The sequence below is a fragment of the Streptomyces sp. Alt3 genome, assembly GCF_030719215.1.
GTDB lineage: Bacteria > Actinomycetota > Actinomycetes > Streptomycetales > Streptomycetaceae > Streptomyces > Streptomyces glycanivorans.
This window is the reverse complement of sequence record NZ_CP120983.1, coordinates 1355929-1380149: the sequence shown is the minus strand read 5'-3', so window position 1 is coordinate 1380149 and position 24221 is coordinate 1355929. Positions and strand designations below refer to the sequence as shown.

The following is a 24221-nucleotide window of genomic DNA, read 5'->3' as shown; positions in this document are numbered from 1 at the left end:
CACTCCGCCCCCGCTCATGCCTGCCTGGTCAGACCCCCGGCACGGTGTCCCGGAAGGTCGTACCCGCCGCCCGGTAACCGCTCACCGGTGACGACACCTGAGCCGGGGAGAGGGCCTGACTTCGTGAGGATCTCCGTCTGCACCGTCGAGGCGCCCGTACCTGCGGTCGAGGTCTCCAGGTTCATCACCGAGTTGCCGTTCTGGCCGGCGAAGGTGACGTTCCCGGGTGCCCACTCGGCCCCCGGAACCCCCGGGCCACCGGAGTTCGAGCGGACGCTCCAGCCGTTCGCCGCGATCCTCGGGTCCGCGTGGCTCGAGTGGTTGAAGTCGTCGAAGAGCGTGGGCCCGTCGGCCGGCGGGTCCGTGGGGGGAACGGTCGGATCGTCGCCGCCCGGGGCCTCACCCCGGGCCGCGACCCCGCCCAACCGGGCGGTGACCCGGGGCCGGTCGGCGGTGGCGGTCGGATTCGGCGGGGCCCCGAACGTCCCGGTGATGTTGGCGCAGCCCTGCGCCGCCCATGAGTACAGCCCAGTGCCAGGGTCACGGCGGCCGCCGCCGCGCGGATACGGCTCCTGCGGAATGTCCTCATGGCACCCCACCTCGTCCAGACGTCGAGCCGGCGCTCCGGCCGGTTCCCGAGCAAGGGGTAGGCCGCGAGAGCGGCGCGCACGTGGCCCGGCATCCCGATCTCCGGTACGACGCTCACCCCGCGGGGACATCCAGGCCGGGGCGTGAGGCGGGCCCGGCCCGCCGGGCCCGCCGAGTCGCGCGACCGGTGCCTTAGGGTCGGGGCGAGCCGTGCGAGCCGACCGACGCGGCGGGACATGAGGGAGGCACCGTGCGCTTGAGGGTGGAATTCACCACCGAGCCCTTCGATCTCGACGAGGCACCCGCCCACGCGGTGGTGGCCCGCGACGTCATCCAGGCCGCCGACCTGGATGCCGTGGACGTGGGCCCCTTCGGGAACACCGCCGAAGGGGACGCCGGGCAGGTCCTCACCGCGGTGGACTCGCTGCTGCGCCAGGCCCTCGCCTCGGGCGCCACCCGGGTCTCCCTCCAGCTCAACGTGATCGGGGAGGACACCCCGTGACCGTACCGGCCGACCACCCGCTGGTCACCGCCGTGAAGCCGCTGGTCGACGCCATGGGCGCCGAGCTGCTCGACCCCGGGCAGGCCACCACCGAGGACGTCGTGCTCGTCTGGGAGGGCGTGGACGTCATGGCGGTGCGGCTCCCGCAGCTCTCCGAATCGCTCGACCACATCCTGACCGCGATGGAGCGGCGGCACGGAATGCCACTGGCCGAGCTGGACCGCAAGGCCAAGCAGGGAGTGGTGCGCACCCTTGAGGCACGCGGTGCCTTCTCCGTGCGACACGGAGTGGAGACCGTGGCCGGCGCGCTCGGCGTCAGCCGCTTCACCGTCTACAACTACCTGAACCGTGACAATCCGGCCAAGGGTGAGTAGCTGAGATCAATGCGGGTCCAATGCCGTCGTCCGGGAACTCGGGCGGCGGCATCATCTGTTCGTGGAATTTCAACAAACTGTTGACGTGGTGTTGCGAAGGGCGTTAGCTGTGCGCAGCCCGACAACGCACAGCGAAAAAGCCACGGAGGCTCCCGTGACTACGAGCTCCACACCGGGCCTCGCCCGGTTCAACACCCTGGCGGCCGCTGAGGCCACAGCCGCGCTGCACGAGGTCTGTGCCAGTGCGGCGTGGGGAGACCTCGTCCTCGCCCACCGGCCGTACGCCGGAACCGAAGCCCTGCTCTCCGCGAGCGACGCCGCCCTGGCCGAGCTCTCCGCGGAGGACCTGGCCGAGGCGATGGCCGGCCATCCGCCGATCGGCCGCCCCGCGCCCGGGGATCCGGCCTCCGCCCGTGAGCAGCGGGGGATGGCCGGTGCGTCCGAGGGTCTGAAGGCGCAGATGCTCGAACTCAACCTGGCCTACCAGGAGCGGTTCGGACACGTCTTCCTGATCTGTGCCACCGGAGCCACCGGTGAGCAGATGCGCGACGCGGTGAAGGCCCGGATCGGGAACTCGCCCGAGCAGGAACGCGAGATCGTCCGCACCGAGCTGGGCAAGATCAACCGCATCCGGCTGACCCGCCTCGTACAGGACTCCTGAGGGCCCCGTACAGCACTTCCGAGAACAAGGAGCGTGACGGTCTTGAGCACCGACACCACCGCATCGGTGTCCACCCACATCCTGGACACCAGCACCGGCCGTCCCGCCGAAGCCGTCACCGTCTCCCTGGCCGCCCGCAGCGGCGGCGACGCGCAGTACGTGGCGCTCGGCGGATCCGCGACCGACGCGGACGGGCGCTGCAAAGACCTGCCGGCCCTGCCGGAAGGAACCACCCACGTACGGCTCGTCTTCGACACCGAGTCGTACTTCACCGCGAAGAAGCAAGCCGAGGCGCAGCAGGACGCCCCCCGCGTAAGGGACAGCGGCGCGTTCTTCCCGGAGGTGGCGATCGCGTTCGCCGTCACCCCGGGCGAGCACTTTCACGTACCGCTGCTGCTCAACCCGTTCGGCTACTCCGTTTACCGAGGGAGCTAGCAGACAATGCCCACGATTCTCGGCCAGAACCAGTACGGCAAAGCAGAGAACCGCGTCGTCAGGATCACGCGGGACGGCGACACCCACCACATCAAGGACCTCAACGTCTCGGTCGCACTCTCCGGCGACATGGACGACGTCCACTACTCCGGCTCCAACGCCAACGTCCTGCCGACCGACACCACCAAGAACACGGTGTTCGCCTTCGCCAAGGAACACGGCATCGAGTCCGCCGAGCAGTTCGGCATACACCTCGCGCGGCACTTCGTCTCCTCGCAGGAGCCGATCGAGGTGGCACGCATCAGGATCGAGGAGTACGCCTGGGAGCGCATCGCGACCTCCGACGGCAACTCGAAGTTCATCGGTGCCGACGAGGTCAAGCACTCCTTCGTCCGCAAGGGCCAGGAGACACGCACCACCCAGATCACCTTCGACGGCGAGAAGTGGGAGGTCATCTCCGGCCTCAAGGACCTCACGGTGATGAACTCCACCAACTCCGAGTTCTGGGGCTACGTCAAGGACAGGTACACGACGCTGAAGGAGGCGTACGACCGCATCCTCGCGACCGACGTCTCCGCCAGGTGGCGCTACAACTGGACCGACGACGAACAGCGCATGCCCAACTGGGAGAAGTCCTACGAGCAGGCGCGCAAGCACATGCTCCAGGCCTTCGCGGAGACCTACTCCCTCTCGCTCCAGCAGACCCTGTACCAGATGGGTTCGCGCATCATCAACAGCCGCAGCGAGATCGACGAGATCCGTTTCTCGCTGCCGAACAACCACCACTTCCTCGTCGATCTGGAGCCGTTCGGCCTCAAGAACGACAACGAGGTGTACTTCGCGGCCGACCGCCCGTACGGCCTCATCGAGGCGACGGTGCTCCGGGACGGCGTCGAGCCGAAGATCCCGGTCGACCTGACCAACCTCTGACGCGGAGCTGAGCCGGCCCCTGTCCGCCCACGGACGGGCGGGGACCGGCCATCCCGGAGGGAACACCCATGGCACAGCCTGCAACGGGGCCGGCAGAAGGCCCATGTACCACCTCATCGACCGTCGCCGGCACGGCGGTTCACCCGGTCGACGAGAAGCTTCCGCCCTCGCGGCTGGTCCCCGCCGCACTCCAGCACATCGCCGCCATGTACGCGGGCGTCGTCACCCCTCCGCTCATCATCGGGCAGGCCGTCGGTCTCGACACGGCCGGCATGACCCGCCTGATCGCCGCGAGTCTCCTGATCGCGGGACTCGCCACCCTGCTCCAGACCATCGGAGTCCGCCGCTTCGCGGGCAACCGGCTGCCGTTCGTCAACGCGGCCTCCTCCGCGGGCATCGCGCCGATGCTCGCCATCGCCGAGACCAGCGCTCCCGGCCGCCAACTCCCCACGATCTACGGCGCCGTGATCGTCGCCGGTGTCTTCTGCCTGGCCGTCGGCCCGTTCTTCGGACGGCTGCTGCGCTTCTTCCCGCCCCTGGTCACCGGGGTGGTCATCACCCTCATCGGCGTCACCCTGATGCCCGTGCCGGTGGGCTGGGCCCAGGGAGGCGACGCCACAGCCGACGACTTCGGCGCCATGAAGTACCTCGCGCTCGCCGCGTTCACCCTCGTCGTCATCCTGCTGATCCAGCGCTTCGGGCGCGGCTTCGTCAAGCAGATCGCCCTGCTCGCAGGCATGTTCATCGGCACACTGGCGGCCGTACCGTTCGGCCTCGCCGACTTCTCCGCGCTCGGCTCCGCGCCCGTCGCCGCCCTGCCCACACCCTTCGCCTTCGGCGCGCCCGAGTTCCAGCCCGCCGCGATCCTCTCCCTGTGCATCGTGATGCTGGTGCTGATGACGGAGTCGTCGGCCGGGATGCTGGCCCTCGGCGAGATCTGCGAGCGGCGCACCGACGGCCCCACCCTCACCCGGGGCCTGCGCACCGACGGCATCGCCACCCTTCTCGGCCCGGTCTTCGGAGGCTTCCCGACCAGCGCCTTCGCCCAGAACGTCGGTGTCGTCTCCCTGACGCGGGTGCGCAGCCGCTACGTGGTCGCCGCGGCGGGCGGCGCGCTCCTGGTCCTCGGGGCCTTCCCCGTGCTCGGCGCGGTCGTGTCGCTGGTCCCGATGCCCGTGCTCGGCGGCGCCGGCATGGTCCTGTTCGGCTCGATCGCGGTGAGCGGCATCCGGACGCTGTCCGAGGCCGGGCTGGACGACAGTTCCAACATCATCCTCGTGGCGGTGGCACTCGGCGCGGGCATCATCCCGCTCGCGGCACCCGCCTTCTACGCCGGATTCCCGTCCTGGGCACAGACCGTGCTCGGATCCGGGATCAGCGCGGGAGCGCTCGTCGCGGTCCTGCTCAATCTGTTCTTCCATCATCTCGGCACCCACAGCCGTAACGCTGTGGCACTCAAATCCTCCTAGGGTCCTGCCGTGCCCACATCGCCAGAGACAGAAGAGGGAAGCACCATGGCAGCTTCGGCGGATCCAAGGACCACCCGGCGCATCGTCATCGAGAACTGCTCGATCGCGACCGTCGACGCCCACGACACCGAGTACGCCTCGGGGTACATCGTCGTGGCGGACAACCGCATCGAGTCCGTCGGTGCGGGCACGGCCCCGGAGGGCCTCACCGGTGTCGTACGCCGTGTCGACGGCACCGGGCACCTCGCCACCCCTGGTCTCGTCAACACCCACCACCACTTCTACCAGTGGATCACCCGGGGGCTCGCGACCGACCACAACCTCTTCGACTGGCTGGTCGCCCTGTACCCGACGTGGGCGCGCATCGACGAGCCGATGGCCCGCGCCGCGGCCCAGGGTTCGCTCGCGATGATGGCCCGCGGCGGGGTCACCACCGCCATGGACCACCACTACGTCTACCCCCGGGGCTCCGGCGACCTGTCCGGCGCGATCATCGGCGCGGCCCGTGAGACGGGCGTACGGTTCACCCTCGCCCGCGGTTCGATGGACCGCAGCGAGAAGGACGGCGGACTGCCGCCGGACTTCGCCGTGGAAACCCTCGACGGAGCGCTCGCCGCCACCGAGGCGACCATCGACGAACACCACGACGCCTCGTTCGACGCGATGACGCAGATCGCGGTCGCCCCCTGTTCACCCTTCTCCGTATCCACCGAACTGCTGCGTCAGGGGGCGGAGTTGGCCCGTCGACGTGGCGTACGGCTGCACACCCATGGTTCGGAGACGGTCGAGGAGGAACAGTTCTGCAAGGAGCTGTTCGGGATGGGTCCGACGGACTACTTCGAGTCGACCGGCTGGCTCGGTGACGACGTGTGGATGGCGCACTGCGTCCACATGAACGACTCCGACATCGCCGCCTTCGCCCGCACCGGCACCGGCGTCGCGCACTGCCCCTCCTCCAACGCCCGACTCGCCGCCGGCATCGCCCGCGTGCCCGACATGCTCGCGGCCGGAGTCCCCGTCGGGCTCGGGGTCGACGGCACCGCGTCCAACGAGTCGGGTGAACTCCACACCGAGCTGCGCAACGCGCTCCTCGTCAACCGCCTCGGCGCCCACCGTGAGAAGGCCCTGAACGCCCGTCAGGCCCTGCGCCTGGGCACGCACGGCGGCGCCAGGGTTCTCGGCCGGGCCGACGAGATCGGCTCCCTGGAACCGGGGAAGCTCGCCGACCTCGTGCTCTGGAAGCTGGACACCCTCGCCCACGCCTCCATCGCAGACCCGGTGACCGCCCTGGTGTTCGGCGCCGCGGCCCCCGTGACCCTCTCCCTCGTCAACGGCAGAACCGTCGTCGAGGACAACCACCTCACCACGGTGGACGAGGACGCCATCGCCCGCGCGACCCGCGACGAGGCCAGGCGACTGGCGCAGATCGCCGCCGGAGCCTGATGCTCCGCACCCCCTGACAGGCCGGCCGAGGGGGACGGCCCTCGGCCGGCCGCTGCGGACCCACCAGGGTCCACGGCAGCCTGTGCGGGAGCGCGCGACCTCTGTCGCGCGCCCCCGCACAGGTGAGCTCCAAGCTGCCCGCACCAGCTGCACGACCTGCACCAACGCACCACTCAGCAACACCTCCCTGATACCCACGTCGCCCGACGTGTACCCGACCGGAGGAAGCCGTGGCAGCTACGCCCAGGTTTCGCAAGAACGCAGTCGACGGAAGCACAGAAGAAGCAAGCACAGCAGAAGGGAACGCGGCGGAAGGACCGGTGGGCAAGCACCCGGTCGACGAGAAGCTCCCACCCCTCAGGATGTTCACCAGCGGCCTCCAGCACGTGGCCGCGATGTACGCGGGAGTGGTGGCCCCGCCCATGATCGTCGGGCCCGCGGTCGGCCTCAGCGCCAAGGAGACCGCCTTCCTCATGGGGGCGAGCCTCTTCACGGCGGGGATAGCCACCCTGCTCCAGACCCTCGGCTTCTGGCGAATAGGCGCCCGGCTGCCGTTCGTCAACGGAGTCTCGTTCGCCGGGGTGACCCCGATGATCGCGATAGGCAAGGACCGCGGTCACGACGGCATCGCCGTCATCTTCGGCGCGATAATCGTCGCCGGGCTTCTCGGCTTCGTCCTCGCACCGTACTTCTGCAAACTGGTGCGGTTCTTCCCGCCCGTCGTCACCGGCACCGTCATCACCCTGATCGGCGTCTCGCTCCTGCCGGTCGCGTTCAACTGGTCCCAGGGCGGCAACGCCACCGCCGACGACTACGGTTCGACGACGAACATCACGATGGCGGCCGTCACCCTCGTGATCGTGCTGGCCCTGCGCAAACTGCTGCGCGGATTCCTCCAGCAGATCGCCATCCTGCTCGGCCTGGTCGTCGGCACCCTGATCGCGGTCCCCGCCGGAATCACCGACTTCGGGGCACTGGGCGACGCCGACGTGGTCGGTTTCCCGACGCCGTTCCACTTCGGCGCACCGCAGTTCGAGATCGCCGCCATCATCTCCATGTGCATCGTGATGCTGGTCTGTATGACCGAGTCCACCGCCGACATGCTGGCCCTCGGTAAGATCGTCGGCCGTCCCGCGGACGAGCGGACCATCGAGGGCGGGCTGCGCGCCGACACGCTGGGCAGCGCCATCAGCCCGCTCTTCAACGGCTTCATGTGCAGCGCGTTCGCCCAGAACATCGGGCTGGTCGCCATGACCAAGGTCCGCAGCCGCTTCGTGGTCGCCGCGGGCGGCGTCATCCTCGTCCTGCTCGGTCTCGTCCCGGTGGCCGCGTCCGTGATCGCCCTCGTGCCGCTCCCGGTACTCGGCGGCGCCGGCATCGTCCTCTTCGGGTCGGTCGCCGCGAGCGGCATCCAGACCCTGGCCACGGCCGCCCTGGAGAAGGGCGAGAACGCCCTGATCGTCGCGGCGGCCGTCGGCGTCGGCCTCATCCCGATCGCCGCGCCCGGTTTCTACCACGCCTTCCCCGAGGACCTGCTCGTCGTCCTGGACTCGGGCATCTCCACCGGCTGCGTGGTGGCGATCGTGCTGAACCTGGCCTTCAACCACTGGGGCCGCACGCCGGACGTGCCGTCGGAGGCGGAGACCGAGGCCGCCGGAGGCGAGCAGCCCAAGGACCCGATGGCCCTGCCCGTCGCCCACTGAAACCGCCGGTGCGCGTACGGGCACCCCGGAAGGGGCCCGTACGCGCACCTCGGGGCGGCCGGCGTCAGCCGATGTGGAAGCTGTCGCCGTAGACCTTCCAGTCGAGCGGCGGATCGAGGTCCAGATTGCCGTTCCGCAGGAACACCCGCTGGGCCGTGTCGACCCGGCTGGTGTCCGAGTGGGCCTCCTCCTGCTTCATCGCCCAGACCCGCGCGTCCAGGAAGGCGTCGAGGTAGGCGGTCTCGTCCCCGCCCTGCGAGGGCGGTGACGCCACGGCCAGGGCACGCTGGCGGATCGAGCCGAAGCTCGTGGCGTCGGTGCCGCCGCCGTGCATCACGATGGCGTCGTAGTACGCGAACTGGCCGAGCGTGCCGAGGCCGTCGGTCCTGCCCTGACGCACGGCCGGGTCGAAGTACACCCGGTCGCGCTCGTCGTTCTGGGCCTGCTCGAACGCGGGGTCCGACGACGCCTGGGCCCAGGCGTCGGTGAATCCGGGGTCGAGTCCTTCGTGCGAGTCGGTCCCGTCGACCTCCCGCAGTGCGGGCAGGTACGACGCCAGGGGATTGCCCGGCTCGCGCTCGGTGTACAGCTCCACCAGGTCGAGCATGTCCCCGGTGCCGGAGCAGAATCCGATGATCCCGGCGGTGTAGCCGCGGCCGTCGCCGATGTCCTCGATGTAGCCGTACTGGGCCTTCCAGTCGAGTGTGGAGTTCTCCGCGCTCGACACCAGCTGCATCGCGATGTCCTTCTTCGCGGGGTCGTCGAGACCGGTCGCGGCTGCCTCCAGGTGTACGGCCGACGACGTGGGGACGCCGGGATGGGCGGTGGCCGGGATCGCCGTGAAGGCCAGCCCGAGGGCCAGTACGGCGAGTCCGGCGGTGCGGGTGAGTCGGGTGGTGCGACGCGAGGTGCTGGCGTGGGGGTGATGCACCGGTCCTCCAGAAGGAGTTCGTCGTTCCGATGTTCTGTTAGGAAACTTTCCTACCAGAGCTCGGGGCGCGCGGTAACCCCCCGTGCACGGACCGGCCCGGTTCCTCCCGGATCGTGGCGCGAAGGGTGTCAGCTCCCGTCGATGCGGTAGCTCTCGCCGTAGACCTTCCACACCAGCGGCGTTTCGAGCTGGAGCCTGCCCTCACGCACGAAGACGCGCTGGGCACTCTCCACGCGGCTGGTGTCGCTGTGCGCGGGCTCCTCGCGCATCGCGGCCACCCGGGCGTCCAGGAACGCGTCGAGGTACTCCTCCTCGTCACCACCGCCGGACGGCGGTTCGGCCTCCGCCACGGCCTGGGCGCGGATCGTCCGGAAGCCGACCGTGCCCACGGCGTCGGCGTACCCGTGCATCACGTAGGCGTCGTAGTAGATGAACTGCCCGAGCGCGCTGAGCCCGTCGGCCTCGGCACGCTCGACCGCCGGGTCGAAGTACGAGTCGTCGCGCTCCGCGTCCTGGGCCGACCTGAACGCGGGATCCGCCGCCGCCTTCGCCCAGGCGGCGGTGAAAGCGTCCTCCAGCCCCTCGTGCGAGTCGCTGCCGTCCACCGCGCGCAGGGCCGGAAGGAAACGTTCGAGCGCGTTCCCCGGACGCTCCGCCGTGTAGCGCTCGACGACCTTCAGCATGTCCCCGGTGCCGGAGCAGAATCCGATGATTCCGGCGGTCCAGCCGCGGCCGTCGCCGATGTCCTCGATGTAGCCGTACTGGGCCTTCCAGTCGAGTGTGGAGTTCTCCGCGCTCGACACCAGCTGCATCGCGATGTCCTTGTTCGCGGGGTCGTCGAGCCCTTTCTCGGGGGAACCCGAAGCGGCTCCGGAACAGCCGGTCAGTACGAGGGCCGCGGCCGCGGCGAGGGCGAGACGTCTGTGCTTCACGCGCCAAGCCTGCCAGGCCGGGGGCCGGGGGCCGGAGCCGGCCGGGGTGCGGCGCCTGTAGCGTTCGGTACATGGAAGATCAGTCTGTTGTGGATGTCGGCGACGTGCGGCTGGCGTACCGGACCTGGGGGGACCCCTTCGGCTCGCCCGTCGTCCTCCTGCACGGCCTCGGGGGCTCGTCCCTGAGCTGGGAGGCGGTGGCCACCCTGCTCGGTGAGGAGTGGCGGGTGTACGCCATCGACCTGCGCGGGCACGGCGAGAGCGACTGGCCCGACGAGTACGGCTTCGAGCAGATGCGGGACGACGTCCTGGAGTTCCTCGACGCCTGCGAGCTCGACAGGGTCGGTGTCGTCGGCCACTCGATGGGCGGAGTGGTCGCCTATCTGCTCGCCGAGGAGCACGCGGACCGTGTCGAGCGACTGGTGCTGATCGAGACCCCGCCGCCCTTCCCCGGACAACTCGTCGCCGGCAGCCGTCCCGCGGGCCCGGTCGACTACGACGAGAACGCCCTGGAGGAGATCCGGGCGCAGATCGCCGGGCCGGACCCCCGCTGGCGGGAGGAGCTGGGGCAGATCGTCGCCCCGACGATGATGATCGCAGGGGGCCCGGAGAGCGACATGCCGCAGGAAAGGCTGTCCGACATGGCCTCGCTCATCCCGGACTGCCGGCTGATCACCCTGGGCGGAGGCCACCAGGTCCACAAGAGGCACCCGGACCAGGTGGCCCAGCAGATCAGCGAGTTCTTCACCAGCTGACGAACCCGGGCCCGGCGAGGCACTGTCAGCGGCGGGTGCCATGATCCACGGCATGGATCCCATCCGCTTCTGTGCCGAAGTCGACGCCCATCCGTGGGCCGACCTCACGCACGCCTACGGCAGCGCCGCCGACGTCCCCGACTGCCTGCGGGCGCTGGCGGGGGACGACGACGAGAAGGCCGCCGAGGCTCTTTCCGAGCTCTACGGCAGCATCCTGCACCAGGGTTCGGTGTACGAGGCCACGGCCCACGCCGTGCCGTTCCTCGCGCGGACAGCCGCCGCCGGGATCCGGGCGGCGGACGTGCTGGCCCTCCTCGGCGGCATGGCGGAGAGCGGCGCCGACGACGGAGACGGCGACGAGGCCGCCGTCCGTCGCGCCGTGACCGCCGAACTGCCACTGCTGCTGGCGTCGGTGGAGGCCGAGGACAGCGGCGTACGCCAGGCGGCGGCCTGGGCCGCGGCCATGACCGGCGCGACGGACACGGCGTACGGCGTGCTCCGTGACCGCTTCGCGGTGGAGACCGATCCGCAGGTCCGGGCCGAACTGCTGGGCGGCCTTGTCCACCTGGACCCCGCGGGCACGGTCACCCTCGCGACCCGGGCCGCAGGGCCCGACGAGCCGGCCGAGGTCCGTATCGCAGCCCTGATGGGATGCGTGGACGCCGGGGCGGACTGGGGGCCCGGGCACCACGACGCCATGCTCGCGCTGCTGCCCGCCGACCACCTCGTCGCCGGCCGTATCGACCTCGACCGCAGCGAACCCCTCCAGTACGTCGTCTCGTCACTGCTGCTGCGGAACACCCCCTCGGACCGGGACGGCGCGTACGCGCTGCTGGCCGCCGCGCTGCGCACCGGGCGGCCGGAGGTGCTCGCCGAGGCCGCCTGGGCGTCCGAGTCCGCCGTGCAGATCTCGCGCAGTGCGCGGGAGCGGCTCGCGGGCCCACTGTGCGACGCGATTCTCCTGGACCCGGAGATCACGGAGGCGGTGCTGCCGCTGCTCCGGCTGCTCGGCGGACACGCGGCGCAGGCCGGCCCCGTGCTGGCGCGGTTGGCCGCGCGGGACGACGGCCGGGCGGACCAGGCGCTCGCGGCGCTGGTCGACGTCGATCCGGGGCGGGCGGTGCCGCTCCTGGCCCGGGACCTGGCCCGGCGGCCCCGGGCTCTCGACGCGGCCTGCGGAGGGCTGTTCGGCTCACCCCGCGTTCCCTGTGACGCCGCGTTGCTCGCGGCAGTGCGCGCCCGGCTGGCCGAGCCCGACGCGCTCGGCGGTCAGGAGCCCTACCGCTATGCGGCTCTGCTGGAGTCCTGGGGGAGCAGGGCGTCGTCGGCCCTGCCCGAAGTGCTGGCCGCACTCGGGAAGTTCCCCCAGCAGATGGCGAGGGCGCTCGCCGCGGTCTGTGCCCCCGAGGACCGGGCAGCGGCCGGCGGGGCCCTGCGCCGGGAAGCCCGCTCGGGGCAACGGGAGGGAGGACTCGGCGCGGCCAGGGCCCTGCACGAGCTCACCGGCGACACCGAGCCCCTGCTGACCGTGCTGGCCGGGCGACTGGAGGACGGTGACGCGCACGGGACGAGTGAGGCCGCGTCGCTCGCCGCCGGCCTGGGACCGCGCGCGGCTGTCCTGCTGCCCGCGCTGTCCGCCGCCGTGAGTGACCCCGCCGCGGACCGCACCACCCCGGAACTCGACGCCGACATCGCCGTCGCCGACGCGCTGTGGCGGATCGCGGGCCGCGCCGAGGAGGCCGTGCGGCTGCTGCGGGGCCCGCTGTCCGGGACCGGGCCGAGCTGGATGCGGTGGACGGTCTCCAGGGCGGCCCGAGTCGCCGCACTGCTGGGTGACGAGGGCCGGCCCCTCACCGAGGAGCTGCGGCGGTTGCTGCCCGATCCGCTTCAGACGCCGGTGACCGTGCTCGCCCTGTGCGCCGTGGCTCCGGAGACTCTGGACGTTCCTCGGACGGCGGGTCTGCTGCTGGACTCGATGGAACAGGACGCCGACCCGTTCACGGCACTGGACGCGCTGCTGGGACTCGGCCCGGAGGCGCTGGCCGGCGACAACCGCGGCCGTCTGACGGAACTGGCCGAGCGGGATCCGCGCGTGACGGCCTCGCGTGTGGAGGGGGCTACCGCATCCGCCGACGAGCGGTTCCAGGAGCGAGCGCGAGAGGTGCTCCGGGCGCTCCGGGAACCGGGCGAAGGGGCCTGAGCCGGGTAGGCCGAGCCGGGAGTCCTGAGCCCGGGGGACCGAGCCCCGGGCTCGGCCCCCGGGGGCTCGGCGGCCGAGCCCCGAGAAAGCTGAGCCGGGAGTCCTGAGCCCGCGGACCGCGCGAGGGCGGCCGGGGGCCGTCAGCCGCCCGGCAGCCAGTCCGGCCGGCGGCCGCTCAGCGCGATCACCCGGTCGACCAGCGGCGCGTCGGCCGCGACGGGGACCGGCGGACCGAAGATCGCGTCGGGGCCGGACCTGTCGTCGTCCCCGGGCGCCAGCAACGCCTCCGAGGAGCGCAGGCTCGCCTCGTCCGCCCGGAAGTCCTGCCCCGTGGATCTGGCCAGGTCCCAGCCGTGCACGACCAGCTCGTTGCGCGCCACCATGCCGGCGACCTGACCGGGCAGATCCACGCCGCCGGCCCGGGTCATGCCCTCCAGCGCGTCCGGGGAGCGCCAGGCCGTGACCAGCTCGTCCAGCAGGGGCGGCAGTGCCGTGCGCCAGTCGTCGGGCAGTACCGGCAGCGCCGCTGTCGGAGGGGTGCCGGTCGTCGGGCCGGACTTCTTGCGCGCCGCGTCGCGGAAGGCGACGGTCAGCCCCAGGAGGTGCCCGAGCAGCTCCCGTACCGAGTAGTCCGGGCAAGGGGTCGGGCCGGCCAGCTGCCGGTCGTCGACGGCGCCGATCAGTTCGCGGATCTGCCGCGCGGCCGGCTCCAGGTCGAGACCGGGCGCGGTTCCGTCAGGAGTGTCCATACCCTTCAGACCCTTCCCGGGCCCGGAACTCATCGCCGCCGGGCTCGGGAACACGCGCTTCCGTGCGCTTCTGTGCCACGGAACGCATCGCGGACATTGCGGAACGTTCCCGTCCACCCCTTGCCGGGGAGCCCGCCCGCGTGGCATATAGGTCTGGACCATTGCTGTCGGATGGAAGGCATCACCGTGCAACGCCCCCACGCACGCACCGCGTTGGCCTGCTCCGCCGCGCTGCTCCTCGCCACGCTGACCGCGTGCGGCGCATCAGCGAAAACGGACACCGAGAAACCGGCAGCCCCCGGGGGAGTGACGGCTCAGGCCGGCAGCGCCACCTCCGTACACGTCATGTGGGAGCGGTCCACGGACGACGAGGGCGTCACCGGTTACGACGTCTACCGCGAGGGCGAGAAGGCCGCCTCGGTGGACGCGCCGAAGCTGATGACCGACATCGGAGGGCTCACCGCCTCGACGGCGTACACCTTCACCGTCAGGGCCCGGGACGCCGCCGGGAACCGGTCCGCACCGAGCGCCGCCGTCCCCGTCACCACACCCGCTGCCGCGCCCGCCGACAAGGAACCGCCGACCGGGCCGACGGTGCTGCGGGGCAGGGCCGACAGCGGCCGGACGGTCTCACTGTCCTGGGGCGGCTCCACGGACGACGTGGGAGTCACCTCCTACGACATCTACCAGGAGGACTCCAGGATCCACAGCGTCTCCGGCACGCAGACCACGGCCCGCCTCACCGGGCTGCGGCCCGGCACCGTCTACACCTTCACCGTCCGCGCCCGCGACGCGGCCGACCGTTCCTCGCCGGACAGCAACGCCCTCGACCTCACCACCCCGTCCGCGCCGGGCGCCCCCGCGAGCACGGCGCCCACCGGGCTGCGGACGGCGACGACGGTGCAGGGCGAGGAGTCCCTGGTCGACCTCTCCTGGGACCAGCCGGACACCGGCGGCACGATTCCCGCGTACCAGCTGTTCCTGAACGGCAGGCTGACCACCACCATCGTCTGGGGCGGTACGCCGCCCGAGGGCCGGGCGACGTACCGGCTCACCCTGACCGACCCGCCCGGCACCCGCTACTCGCTCAAGATCCGGCCCAAGCTCCCCGACGGGAAGTGGGGCGACTTCTCGGCCCAGCGCACCGTGGTCCTGCCTGGCTGACCACCCCCTCGTCCCCGCGGTGCGCCCGCGCTAAGGTACCGGCCCCGGCGGCGTCGCCGGGGCCGTGGAGGAGGCGGTCGGCATGGGGGACGCGCGGGCTTCCCGACGTGTGGTCACCCGGGGCCACGCGGTGCACCGTGCCCGGCGGATGTTCCTGCGGCACGGCACGGTGGACATGGACGCGCTCGCCCGGGACCTGTCGGTCAGCCGGGCGACGCTCTACCGTGTGGTCGGCAGCCGCGACGCGCTCCTGACGGACGTGCTGTGGGAGCTGGCCGACCACCTGCTGGACCGGGCGCGGCAACTGCGTACCCGTGAGGGTGTGGACGGAGTCCTGGAGATCACCCGCTACTTCGTCGGCGCTCTGCGCGGCTCCGCCCCGTTCGCGGACTTCCTGCGCGCCGAACCCGAGACGGCACGACGCCTCCTGACCGGGGGACGCGTGCACCGTCGTGCCGTCCTGGCCCAGCGGGGCATTCTCCTGGAAGCGGGCGAGAGGGGGTGCCTCTGGCCCAGTTCCGGCATCGACGATCTGGCCTACCTCTATGTGAGGGTCGTCGAATCCGCCCTGTACGCCGAACTGCTGAGCAGCCGCCGGCCGGACCTCGCCCTGGCCGAACGCACTGCCCGCGCCGTGCTCCAGCAAACCCGCCGAGGGGCACCGGACCTGATCTGAGACCGCCGTCTCACCCTCGGGCCGGGCTCTGGTGGCCCTCCCGGAGGAGGCCGTACGTTCCCACTCCGACGACGGCGACTCGGAGGAAACGATGCCCAGTTCCCAGCCGGCCCGGACCGGGCGGACGACTCTGCTCGCGGTGTTCCTGGCGCTCGTCGGGACCTTCACCGTCCTGACGGCGCCGACCCGGGCCGCCGCCGCGCCCCGCGCCACGGTCAACCCCGTGATCTTCGTGCACGGCCAGGAGGGCTCCGCCCAGCAGTGGCAGTCCCAGGCCAAGCGGTTCTCCGGCAACGGCTACCGGGACGACCTGCTGTACGTCCACGAGTACGACACCTCCGTGGCCACCGACGACCACGCGATCGCCGGACTGGAGGAGCTGGTCGACGCGGTCCTGGCACGCACGGGTGCCCGGCAGGTCGACCTCCTCGCACACTCGCGCGGCACACGAGTGGCGCAGGCCTACCTCTCCGCGCCGGAGCGCGCGGCGGAGGTCGCCAAGTACGTGAACCTCGACGGCCGCACGGCGGCCTCGCCGCCCGGAGGCGTGCCCACCCTGGCCATCTGGAGCAGCCTCCAGCCCAACGGTTCGATCGGCGGGGCACTCAACGTCCACGAGCCTCAGGCCGGGCACACCGAGAGCGCCACATCCGCCGAGAGCTTCGCCCACGTCTACACCTTCCTCCGGGGCAGACCGCCGCTCACCACCCGGGTGCTGCCCGAGGCCGCCGCCTCGGTGGAGATCGCCGGCCGTGCCGTGCACTTCCCGCAGAACAAGGGGCTCGCCGGACGCCTGGAGGTGTGGCGGCTCGACCCCGCCACCGGCGCCCGCGCCGGGCTGCTCCCGGAGCGCGTCGTCCGGACCGGCGAGGACGGGGCCTTCGGCCCGCTCGGAGTCGGCCGACGCGGACACTACGAACTGGCGTTCGTCCGGCCCGGCGAGCGCACCGGCCACTTCTACTTCGAACCGTTCGAGCGCGGCGACCGCTTCGTACGTCTGCTCGTCTCGCCCCCGGGAGGTGTCGCGGACTCCATCGACGTCTGCCCCGGGCAGACCGCGCTCACCGTCGTCCGCGCACGCGAGTGGCGGGCCGGAACGGCGGACGACGACCGCCTCCGTATCGCCGGGGCCGACGTCCTCAACCCGGCCGTGTCACCGCAACTGAGGCAGATCCTGGGCCTGTTCGCGTTCGACAAGGGGTGTGACGGAGTCAGTCACCTCGATGCGGCGCTGCCGCCCTTCGACCGGGTCCCGTTCCTGACGGCCACGGACCTGTCCCTGCCGGCCGACGAGCGGGCCCGGGGGACGATCCCGGTCACGCAGACGATGCGCGGGGCGGGAAGGGTGGACGAGACCCTCGCGGTGCCGAACTGGCCCTCCGACCGCCACACCGTCTCCCTGCTCTTCAAGGACTACGTGGACATCCCGTCCGGCGGGTGAGCGGGCGGACCTGCGGCGACGCGCCGTCCCGGGCCCGGAACACCGGGCCCGGGACGGCGGTCGGGACCGTGCTCGGGCCGAACGCTCCTCATGCGGCGAGCGCGGCGGGCTCTCCGAGCCGCGTGGCGGCCGTCCGCCAGGCGGCCGTCACCGCTGTGCGGGCCCGCTCGGTCCGGTCGGCGCCGTCCGCCGAGAGATCGAGTGGTGCGCCGATGTGCACATGCATGCCGGGGCGGCGCAGTGGCGCCGTGAACAGGCCCGCGAGCTGCTTGGGCACGCTTCCCGAGGTCACCCGGCGTGCGCCGGCCTGACCGACCGGCACCACCGGGGCCCCGCTCCGCAGGGCGAGCCGGGACAGGCCGCTGCGGAAGGCCTCGGGCGCCGCTTCCGCGGCGTCCGTGCGGAGCGGGAGGCCGCCTTCGGCGTAGATGAGGACCATGCGTCCGCGGCCGAGCGCCTCCGCGGCTTCGTCCAGGGCGTTCGCCGCGCGCCGGTCGCCACGGTGGACGGGGATGTGTCCCTCCCGGGCGAGCGCACGGCCGAGTACCGGTACGCGCCACAGTCCGGCGGCCGCCATGACGACCGGACGGGCCCCGAGGCGGTGCAGCGCGGCGAGCACGACGGCGGGGTCGGCGAGCGAGGTGTGGTTCGCGGCGATGATGCTGCCGGGGGCCAGCACGGCGCCCGCGTCGGCCGTGATCGTGAGGCGGCCGACGGCGGGTACCAGGACGTCGGCGAGGCGGCTGAGCATGTCCGGACTCCTGAGCTCGATCTGATGGCGGTCTCCATCCTCGGCCGGGGAACCGCCCGGAGCCTGAGTAGCCGCACTCATCCTCTGCGGTCCGGTACCCGGGCCGGACGTGAGGTGAGGGACCGGTTCACGGGGGACCGTTCTACGTGACGCGTACCGTCTCGACCCACGCGGGAGGGGCCGGAGCGGACGGTCCGACGAGGGCGGCGACGAGCCGGCAGGAGGGGGTCTCGTCGGGCCACGGGGTGAGTCCGTCCGTCAGCACGATGACGATGCCCGGGCGTTCCGGCCCCGCCAGCGCCGCGGTGATCCCGACCCGCATGTCCGTGCCGCCGCCCCCGCCCAGCGTGATCTGCCCGGTGGACGTCACCCGGGAGACCGCCTGGACATCGGCGTCGCAGGCCAGGACCGTCACCCGGTTGCCCCGGACACCGACCTCGCGCAGCACGCCCGTCACCTCGCCCAGCGCGGAGGCGATCTCGGCCTCGCCCATCGAGCCCGAGGTGTCGATGACGACCGCCACCCTGGGAAGCGGGCGGCGCAGGCTCGGCAGCACGATCCCGCGCATCGCCGCGCTCCGGCGGGACGGCCGGCGGTAGGTGTAGTCGATCGCCCCCGAGGCCCAGGCGGCTGCCTCGCGTACGGCGCCCGCGAGCGCCTGCCGCCAGTCGACGGTGGGTTCGAGGACCTCGTCCGCCCAGCGCTTCCAGCCTCCGGGGAGGCTGCCCCGGGCGCGTGCGTGGGCGCGCATCGCCTCCGCGGTGTGGCGGCGCAGGGCCTCCGCCTCCACCGCGCCGACCCCCGCCGGCCCCGCGCGGTCGCCCGACTCCCACGGGGACGGCTGCCCGTGGGCGCCCGACCCGCAGTCGTGGGTGACGGGGGAGCGCGGCAGTTCGGGCAGGTACGCCTCGAAGAGACGGCCCTCCGGCAGGCCGAAGAGGCGCGGCTCCATCCGCCCCGCGGGCAGGGGGAGCCCGTCGGCGATCAGGTCGTCGTTGATCTCGCAGTCCTGTGCGACGTTCACCCGGTGCCGGTCGCGCTGGTCGGCCGCGGGCAGCCGTTCCGCCCGCCCGTGGTGGTCGCGCAGCAGATGTGCGACCTCGTGCACCCACACCGCCGCCAGTTCCGCCACCGGCGTGCCGTCGACGAAGCGGGGCGAGACGTAGCAGCGCCAGTACCGGTCCACGCCCATGGTCGGCACCTCGTCGCTCGGCACCACGGTCAGGGCGTACAGGGCCGAGGCCAGGTACGGGCGGTCGGCTGCCGCCCGGTACCGCGCCGCGAGCAGCTTCGTGGTGTCCAGTTCAGCCGCCCTGAGGAAGGGCGCCGGACTGCCGCAGCAGGTCCAGGAAGCCGTCGATGCCCGGCGGCACCGGCCAGTCGAGGTCCCGCATCCCGGCGAGGTCCACCGCGGCCCTGGCTGCCACGTCCGGCACACCGGCGTCGACGGCCTTGGCGAGCACGGCCCACCCCGCCTCCCAGCGCTCCCTGGTCAGGTCGCCCTGCACGGCGGCGACGACCGCGATCAGGAAGGCGAGCTGCCGGTCACCGCGTCCCGGCAGCGCGAACGCGTCGGGGTCCGCGAGCACCCGGTCGGGGTCGGGCAGATCGAGGTGTTCCAGGTAGGACAGCAGCTCGATGCCCGCCCCGTCCCCGACCGCCCCGGTGAGCACGGACGCGACGGCCTCCCGCCCGGCGCCGGCCGCGTAACCGGTGGCCAGCAGCCGCAGCGCCATGTCCCAGGTCCTCGGGGACGGCCATGCCCGGCCCCGGCTCTCCGCGTCGGCCGGCATGTGGTGGACCAGGCCGGGACGCGCCGTCAGGAACCCGGAGACCGACCCCCTGGCCCGCGCCGCCGCACCCGGAACCCTGGCCGGGTCGACGACCGGTACACCCAGCGCGGGCCAGGTCCCCGCCATACCGCGGGCGACGGTGCGCGGGTCGTGCGTCCATCGGAGGTGGACGAAGCGGTTGGCGAGCGGCGGGCTGAGGTGCCACCCGTCGGCCGCGCTCGACGGGGGGTTGGCGGCCGCCACGATGCGTACCGCCTCCGGCAACCGCAGGCTGCCCACCCGCCGTTCGAGGACGACCCGCAGGAGGGCCGCCTGCACGGCGGGCGGCGCCGAGGACAGCTCGTCGAAGAAGAGGAGCCCGCGGCCCGCACGGGCGAGCCGGACCGCCCAGTCCGGCGGGGCCATCGGCACACCGGTCACCGCCGGGTCGTCCCCCACGACCGGCAGCCCGGCGAAGTCCGACGGCTCGTGGACGCTCGCGATGACCGTCTCCAGTTCGAGGCCGAGCCCGGCGGCGAGCTGCTCCATGCCCGCGGACTTGCCGATCCCGGGCTCGCCCCACAGCAGAACTGGCTGATTGGCCGTCACCGCCAGTGCGAGGGCCTCAAGTTGAGGACTCCGGGCAGGCTCGGTACGGGTGGTGCGCAGCCGCCGGTTGAGCTCGTCGGCGGCTTCCAGCGGTCCCGGCGTGACGGAGGCGGGCCGGATGGTGGTGCTCACTGTTCCTCGTCCTCCGCGTCTTCCTGGAACCACTTGTCGTACCAGGCGGACCCGATACCCGGGTGCTCGGCCTCCACGCGCTCTCTGAGGAAGGCGAGGTCCGTGCGCTTGTACCGCCGGATCGTCTGGGACAGCGACAGCTCGGTCGCGTCGGTCACGTCCGTCCGGGCCCCGGCGTCGAGCAGGGCGCGCACCAGTGCGGCGGAGCCCCTCTCGCCGACCGCGACGCCCAGCGGGGTCCGCTCCATGTGGTCCCTGGCCTCCAGGTCGAGTCCCGCCTCCAGGAGCCGGGGCAGCAGGGCCTCGTGGTCGAGCAGCGGCAGGACGTGCAGCAGACCCCGCTGCCGTGCGTCCTTCACCCGGAGGTCCACACCGGCGTCCAGCATCGCCAGCACCGCGGTGGTGTCCCCGTGCTGGGCGTGCAGGAACAGCTCCCGCACCTGTGCCCGCAGTGCCTTCGGAAGCCGTCCGGTGCCCGACGTGCAGGAGTGCTCCACGGCGAAGCAGCCGGCGACGGCCCCGCCGAAGGCCCGCAGGGCACTCTCCCGCTGCCGTTCCTCATCGGTGTGCGGGGAGCGGAGCGCGCCGTCCCGGAACACGACCTCGTGCCACTCGCCCCTGCACCTCACCCGCACGGGGCGTGGCGCCGGAGGCCCAGGGGGGCCGAACGGCCCCTCGACGGCGGGGAACAGCGCCCGGGCGACCAGCGGGTGGAGCCACTGCGGCGGCATGGCACCGCTCCGCAGCAGGTCGAGGTCGGGAAGGCGGCGCCAGGCCGCCTCGGGAAGCCGGGCCGCCGATGCCGCGCCCGGGGTCTCCCTCTCGACGACACGGGCCCGGAGACGCCCGCCCGTACTGTGCTCCGTGATGTCCAGCAGGAGGTGGGCCCGCCAGCTCATGGCGACCAGGAAGCGCTCCCCGCCACCCGTGGCGGTCGCGCGCCGCACCGCCGGGCCCAGGCGGGGGATGTCGAGCGCCATCCGGCGGATGTTCTCCTCGACGTCCAGCCCGCGCCACGACCGCTGGGCCTCAGGCAGGGCCGGGTCCCAGTCGACGCCTGCGGCGGCGAAGGCCTCGGAGACCCGGCCCTCCTGGTGGAGCAGTGTCACCCGCTCCGCCCTGGCGCCCGCGTCGTCGGCCGCGGCGAGTTCCCGGGAGCTCAGCGGCGTGCCGTCGTGACGGAGGAAGGGAATCCGGCCTGCGGCGCCGACCGCCTCCCGGAGACGGGCCGTGTGCCGCGCGTCCCACAGCCACCGTTCGGCCCGCCAGTCCTCGGTACGGGCACCGAAGACGCCGGGAGTTCCCTCATCGGGCACGGCACCGAAGCGCAGGACGAGCCCCTGGGGTCCGTCGAACATCGGGGGAGTGCTCAGATGCAGATACGGCGTGAGGGGCAGCCCGGAACCGTTCCCGTAGCCGGCCAGCACCACGGTGCGGCCGGTGGCGACCGTCGAGCGCCCTCCCAGCGCCCGGGGCACGTGCCAGTGCACCAGGTCGGGCACGAGGTGGCGCAGGTCCGACGCGAGGGCTCCGGCCACGACCGGACCGTATGCGGTCGCCACCTCCGCGAGGTCGAAGGCGGGTTCGACGTGGGCCGCCGCGAGGGCGCCACGCCAGTCACCGGCCAGCCGCCGCTCCGTGGCCCGCTCGATCATCCGGCGGGGCACGGCGTACCGGCGGGCCTTGTGCAGGCTCGACGCCTCCTCCGTCGGGAGGAAACAGTTCTTGGGCCAGGGACTCACCGGTAGACGCTCCGTATCGCCCGGAGGTCCGCGTGGGCGCCGGTGTCCGGCCGCAGTCGCGAGGCGAAGGACCGCTTGACCCTGCGGGGCAGCCCGGGGCCGAGGCCGACGTACTCCAGCCGCGAATCCGCGCCGACGGCGCCCAGCAGCTCCTTCGCGCCCCGGCCGGTCAGGCCCGTGTGCGCCAGTTCGAGACGGCGCAGGGGGCTGCCGGGCAGGGCGGCGGCCAGCGCGCTCGCCCCGGCGTCGCCGGGCGCGTTCCCCGTCGCCCCGAGGCTGCGCTGCGACATCGGACGCCCGAGGTCGAGCGCCTCGATCCCGCCCAGCGCGTCGGCCAGCGCGCTCGCCCCGGCGGGCCCGATCCCGTTGCCGCCGAGGCCCAGGCGCACCGGACGCGCCGGGTCCGCCGCGGCGGCGAGCACGGCGGCACCCTCGTCGCCGAGGTGGTTGGCCGGCAGATACAGCTCCCGCACCCCTGCGTCACGCAGCAGTGCCGCGAGGAGCGGGGCGGCTTCCGGGCCGAGCCCGTTGCCGCCGAGGAACAGCCTCTCCACGGGCCGCTCCCGCAGCGAGAGCACGCCGAGCAGGGACTTCAGACCGTCGGTCGTGACACCGCTGTTGACGAGGTCGAGGGTGCGCAGGGCGGTGTTGCGGGCCAGCATCGGCACCAGCGCCCGGACACCCGCGTCGCCCAGCGGATTGCGCTTGAGCCACAGGGCCCGGACGGTGCCGTCCCCGCCGAGCGCCCCGGCGAGCGCGGCGGCGCCCTCGGCCCCGATGCGGTTGCAGCCGAGATAGAGCGTCCGCAGCCCGTGGTCGCCCTCCCGCAGGGCGTCAGCGACCGAGCGGGCCCCCTCGTCGCCCAGGGAGTTGGTGCCGAGCAGGACGTGTTCGGCATGCGGTGAGCGGGCGAGCGCCGGCATCACCCCGGCCGCGCCGGCGGGCCCGAGACCCTGCTTGCAGAGGTCGACACGTCCGTCGCCCCGCAGGGTCCCCAGCGGGAACACCTCGTCCGCACCGACCGGCCGCTCCACCGCGAGCCGCGTCAGCAGCGGCTCCAGCAGAGCGGGGTCGGCGAGCGGGAGGTCCGGGTGCTCGATCGCCGGGCAGCGCACGGGCATCGGCTGCGACATCACAACTCTCCAGTCCCTTGCCGGCACTCCGGACGCGGAGGACGACCGCGTCCACCGCCCGTTCGGCGTGCCGACGCCATCCCTCCGAGAACAGGTGGCAAGACCGGCCGGATTCGAACCGGCGTCCTCCAGCTTGATGCGTGGGCGCGACGACCTCTGCGCTACAGCCTTGCCGTGCGTGATCATAGCGGCGGCCGGCTCGAAATCGCACGCCAGTACGCTGGTTGTGCTCGTCTGCCGGGCGGCCCGGGAGGATCCGCCCGGGGCGGCCCTCCGCACACGCGGCCCCGGCCGGCCGCCCACCGGCAGTCCGCTCGACCGAGAGAGAAACCCCGTGAACGCCGGCAGCTACTACGAACCCATCGATGTCCACCGCTACAAGCCCACCGTGCACGCCGGCGGCGCCTGGGACCCGGACGAACAGCACTTCAGCCCGCTCGGCGGCCTGATCGTGCACGCCGTCGACCGCCACCTGGCCGACCGGCCCGACACCGGCCTGGTCATGTCCCGGATCAGCTTCGACATCCTCGGCCGCCTCGCCCTCGACGAATGCGAGATTCGCGTCGAGACCATCCGGCCCGGCCGCACCATCGAACTCCTCGAAGCCGTCGCGCTGATCGCCGGCCGCCCCGTCGTCAGGGCCCGCATCTGGCTTCTCGCCGCCACCGACACCACCGCCGTCGCCGACGGTGACACGGGCCCGCTCCCTCCGCCCGGGTCCGTCCCGTCCCGGCCGCTGGCCTCCGAGTGGCCGGGCGGCTACATCCGGTCCCTGGACGTCCGTCCGGTCTCACCCCGGCGGCCGGGGCGTGCCGCTGCCTGGATCTCCACCGGCCTGGACCTCGTGGCCGGTGAGCCGAGCAGCCCTCTCGCCTCGTACGTCGCGCTGGTCGACACCGCCAACGGCATCGCGGTGCGCCAACCGCCCACCGCCTGGATGTTCCCCAACGTCGACCTGACCATCCATCTCCACCGCCGCCCCGGAGGGCGGTGGACCGGACTCGACACGTCCGTCACCTTCGGCCCCGACGGAAGCGGTGTGACGAGCACCGTCCTGCACGACACGGCGGGCCCCGTCGGACATGCCCAGCAGATCCTCACCCTGCGCCCGATGCCCTCCTGAACCGTC

22 protein-coding genes and 3 pseudogenes are annotated in these 24221 nt (G+C 72.7%); 14 read left to right on the top strand and 11 right to left on the bottom strand.

Annotation, left to right across the window (positions count from 1 at the left end; all coding sequences use genetic code 11):
* Positions 1-116: 116 nt before the first annotated feature.
* Positions 117-521, bottom strand: a pseudogene (locus P8A20_RS05930) (cellulose binding domain-containing protein); the annotation flags it as partial.
* A 59-nt stretch (positions 522-580) separates the two neighbouring features.
* Positions 581-712 (bottom strand): annotated as a pseudogene (locus P8A20_RS05925) (family 20 glycosylhydrolase); the annotation flags it as partial.
* A 126-nt stretch (positions 713-838) separates the two neighbouring features.
* Between P8A20_RS05925 and P8A20_RS05920 the strand changes: the two are divergent.
* From P8A20_RS05920 to P8A20_RS05885, 8 genes are all read left to right on the top strand, one after another.
* Positions 839-1090 (top strand): YkoF family thiamine-binding protein, encoded by a 252-nt coding sequence (locus P8A20_RS05920; RefSeq protein ID WP_147960087.1) that lies wholly within the window; start codon positions 839-841, stop codon positions 1088-1090.
* On the top strand, positions 1087-1464 hold the full coding sequence (locus tag P8A20_RS05915; RefSeq protein WP_147960088.1) for a helix-turn-helix domain-containing protein: 378 nt from the start codon (positions 1087-1089) through the stop codon (positions 1462-1464). The genes P8A20_RS05920 and P8A20_RS05915 overlap by 4 nt, the downstream gene beginning before the upstream one ends.
* Before the next feature lie 154 nt (positions 1465-1618).
* Positions 1619-2125 (top strand): 2-oxo-4-hydroxy-4-carboxy-5-ureidoimidazoline decarboxylase, encoded by a 507-nt coding sequence (gene uraD, locus P8A20_RS05910; RefSeq protein WP_306103014.1) that lies wholly within the window; start codon positions 1619-1621, stop codon positions 2123-2125.
* 42 nt (positions 2126-2167) lie between these two features.
* Entirely contained in the window at positions 2168-2560 is a 393-nt protein-coding gene (gene uraH / locus P8A20_RS05905; protein WP_147960090.1) for a hydroxyisourate hydrolase, read from the top strand.
* 6 nt (positions 2561-2566) lie between these two features.
* On the top strand, positions 2567-3490 hold the full coding sequence (pucL, locus tag P8A20_RS05900; protein ID WP_306103013.1) for a factor-independent urate hydroxylase: 924 nt from the start codon (positions 2567-2569) through the stop codon (positions 3488-3490).
* Between the two features lie 68 nt (positions 3491-3558).
* On the top strand, positions 3559-4959 hold the full coding sequence (locus P8A20_RS05895; protein WP_306103012.1) for a nucleobase:cation symporter-2 family protein: 1401 nt from the start codon (positions 3559-3561) through the stop codon (positions 4957-4959).
* Positions 4960-5004: 45 nt separating this feature from the next.
* Positions 5005-6402: an 8-oxoguanine deaminase gene (locus P8A20_RS05890; RefSeq protein ID WP_147960093.1), complete on the top strand. Its 1398-nt coding sequence runs from the start codon at positions 5005-5007 to the stop codon at positions 6400-6402.
* A gap of 230 nt (positions 6403-6632) precedes the next feature.
* Positions 6633-8105 (top strand): nucleobase:cation symporter-2 family protein, encoded by a 1473-nt coding sequence (locus P8A20_RS05885; protein ID WP_147960094.1) that lies wholly within the window; start codon positions 6633-6635, stop codon positions 8103-8105.
* 64 nt (positions 8106-8169) lie between these two features.
* Here the strand turns inward: P8A20_RS05885 and P8A20_RS05880 are convergent, their stop codons facing one another.
* Together P8A20_RS05880 and P8A20_RS05875 are read right to left on the bottom strand one after the other, a co-directional pair.
* Positions 8170-9036, bottom strand: a complete 867-nt coding sequence (locus tag P8A20_RS05880) for a chitosanase (RefSeq protein ID WP_306103011.1) — start codon at positions 9034-9036, stop codon at positions 8170-8172.
* Positions 9037-9164: 128 nt separating this feature from the next.
* Complete coding sequence (locus tag P8A20_RS05875) at positions 9165-9968, bottom strand: chitosanase (RefSeq protein ID WP_147960096.1); 804 nt, start codon at positions 9966-9968, stop codon at positions 9165-9167.
* Between the two features lie 71 nt (positions 9969-10039).
* Between P8A20_RS05875 and P8A20_RS05870 the strand changes: the two genes are divergently transcribed.
* A complete protein-coding gene (locus tag P8A20_RS05870; RefSeq protein WP_147960097.1) occupies positions 10040-10723 on the top strand; it encodes an alpha/beta fold hydrolase in 684 nt (227 codons plus the stop codon).
* 52 nt (positions 10724-10775) lie between these two features.
* Positions 10776-12923: a hypothetical protein gene (locus P8A20_RS05865; protein WP_306103010.1), complete on the top strand. Its 2148-nt coding sequence runs from the start codon at positions 10776-10778 to the stop codon at positions 12921-12923.
* A gap of 140 nt (positions 12924-13063) precedes the next feature.
* Here the strand turns inward: P8A20_RS05865 and P8A20_RS05860 are convergent, their stop codons facing one another.
* Entirely contained in the window at positions 13064-13672 is a 609-nt protein-coding gene (locus P8A20_RS05860; protein WP_306103009.1) for a TIGR03086 family metal-binding protein, read from the bottom strand.
* Positions 13673-13843: 171 nt separating this feature from the next.
* Between P8A20_RS05860 and P8A20_RS05855 the strand changes: the two genes are divergently transcribed.
* The 3 genes from P8A20_RS05855 to P8A20_RS05845 all read left to right on the top strand — a co-directional run bounded on the left by P8A20_RS05855 (position 13844) and on the right by P8A20_RS05845 (position 16953).
* Positions 13844-14836: a fibronectin type III domain-containing protein gene (locus P8A20_RS05855; protein ID WP_306103008.1), complete on the top strand. Its 993-nt coding sequence runs from the start codon at positions 13844-13846 to the stop codon at positions 14834-14836.
* Positions 14837-14918: 82 nt separating this feature from the next.
* Positions 14919-15512, top strand: a complete 594-nt coding sequence (locus P8A20_RS05850) for a TetR/AcrR family transcriptional regulator (protein ID WP_306103007.1) — start codon at positions 14919-14921, stop codon at positions 15510-15512.
* 91 nt (positions 15513-15603) lie between these two features.
* Positions 15604-16953: a hypothetical protein gene (locus P8A20_RS05845; RefSeq protein ID WP_306103006.1), complete on the top strand. Its 1350-nt coding sequence runs from the start codon at positions 15604-15606 to the stop codon at positions 16951-16953.
* 88 nt (positions 16954-17041) lie between these two features.
* Here P8A20_RS05845 and P8A20_RS05840 read toward each other — a convergent pair whose 3' ends face one another.
* From P8A20_RS05840 to P8A20_RS05815, 6 genes and pseudogenes are all read right to left on the bottom strand, one after another.
* Positions 17042-17704: a lysophospholipid acyltransferase family protein gene (locus tag P8A20_RS05840; protein WP_147960103.1), complete on the bottom strand. Its 663-nt coding sequence runs from the start codon at positions 17702-17704 to the stop codon at positions 17042-17044.
* Between the two features lie 142 nt (positions 17705-17846).
* A complete protein-coding gene (locus tag P8A20_RS05835) occupies positions 17847-19007 on the bottom strand; it encodes a vWA domain-containing protein (protein ID WP_147960505.1) in 1161 nt (386 codons plus the stop codon).
* A gap of 1 nt (position 19008) precedes the next feature.
* A complete protein-coding gene (locus P8A20_RS05830; RefSeq protein ID WP_147960104.1) occupies positions 19009-20217 on the bottom strand; it encodes an AAA family ATPase in 1209 nt (402 codons plus the stop codon).
* The gene (locus tag P8A20_RS05825; RefSeq protein WP_306103005.1) at positions 20214-21959 is read right to left on the bottom strand and encodes an ankyrin repeat domain-containing protein; all 1746 of its coding nucleotides are present in this window, start codon (positions 21957-21959) and stop codon (positions 20214-20216) included. The genes P8A20_RS05830 and P8A20_RS05825 overlap by 4 nt, the downstream gene beginning before the upstream one ends.
* Entirely contained in the window at positions 21956-23092 is a 1137-nt protein-coding gene (locus P8A20_RS05820) for a leucine-rich repeat domain-containing protein (protein WP_306103004.1), read from the bottom strand. Before P8A20_RS05820 ends, P8A20_RS05825 begins: the two co-directional genes overlap by 4 nt.
* 95 nt (positions 23093-23187) lie before the next feature.
* Positions 23188-23263: pseudogene (locus P8A20_RS05815) on the bottom strand.
* A gap of 163 nt (positions 23264-23426) precedes the next feature.
* On the opposite strand from P8A20_RS05815, the gene P8A20_RS05810 reads away from it, so the two are divergent.
* On the top strand, positions 23427-24215 hold the full coding sequence (locus tag P8A20_RS05810) for a thioesterase family protein (protein ID WP_147960107.1): 789 nt from the start codon (positions 23427-23429) through the stop codon (positions 24213-24215).
* Positions 24216-24221: the final 6 nt, after the last annotated feature.

Excerpts from the sequence above, each read along its gene's own strand:
- pucL (WP_306103013.1), top strand. The coding sequence starts at position 2,567 with ATGCCCACGATTCTCGGCCAGAACCAGTACGGCAAAGCAGAGAACCGC.
- P8A20_RS05895 (WP_306103012.1), top strand. The coding sequence starts at position 3,559 with ATGGCACAGCCTGCAACGGGGCCGGCAGAAGGCCCATGTACCACCTCA.
- P8A20_RS05890 (WP_147960093.1), top strand. The coding sequence starts at position 5,005 with ATGGCAGCTTCGGCGGATCCAAGGACCACCCGGCGCATCGTCATCGAG.
- P8A20_RS05870 (WP_147960097.1), top strand. The coding sequence starts at position 10,040 with ATGGAAGATCAGTCTGTTGTGGATGTCGGCGACGTGCGGCTGGCGTAC.
- P8A20_RS05865 (WP_306103010.1), top strand. The coding sequence starts at position 10,776 with ATGGATCCCATCCGCTTCTGTGCCGAAGTCGACGCCCATCCGTGGGCC.
- P8A20_RS05860 (WP_306103009.1), bottom strand. The coding sequence starts at position 13,672 with ATGGACACTCCTGACGGAACCGCGCCCGGTCTCGACCTGGAGCCGGCC.
- P8A20_RS05855 (WP_306103008.1), top strand. The coding sequence starts at position 13,844 with ATGGAAGGCATCACCGTGCAACGCCCCCACGCACGCACCGCGTTGGCC.
- P8A20_RS05850 (WP_306103007.1), top strand. The coding sequence starts at position 14,919 with ATGGGGGACGCGCGGGCTTCCCGACGTGTGGTCACCCGGGGCCACGCG.
- P8A20_RS05845 (WP_306103006.1), top strand. The coding sequence starts at position 15,604 with ATGCCCAGTTCCCAGCCGGCCCGGACCGGGCGGACGACTCTGCTCGCG.
- P8A20_RS05840 (WP_147960103.1), bottom strand. The coding sequence starts at position 17,704 with ATGCTCAGCCGCCTCGCCGACGTCCTGGTACCCGCCGTCGGCCGCCTC.
- P8A20_RS05820 (WP_306103004.1), bottom strand. The coding sequence starts at position 23,092 with ATGTCGCAGCCGATGCCCGTGCGCTGCCCGGCGATCGAGCACCCGGAC.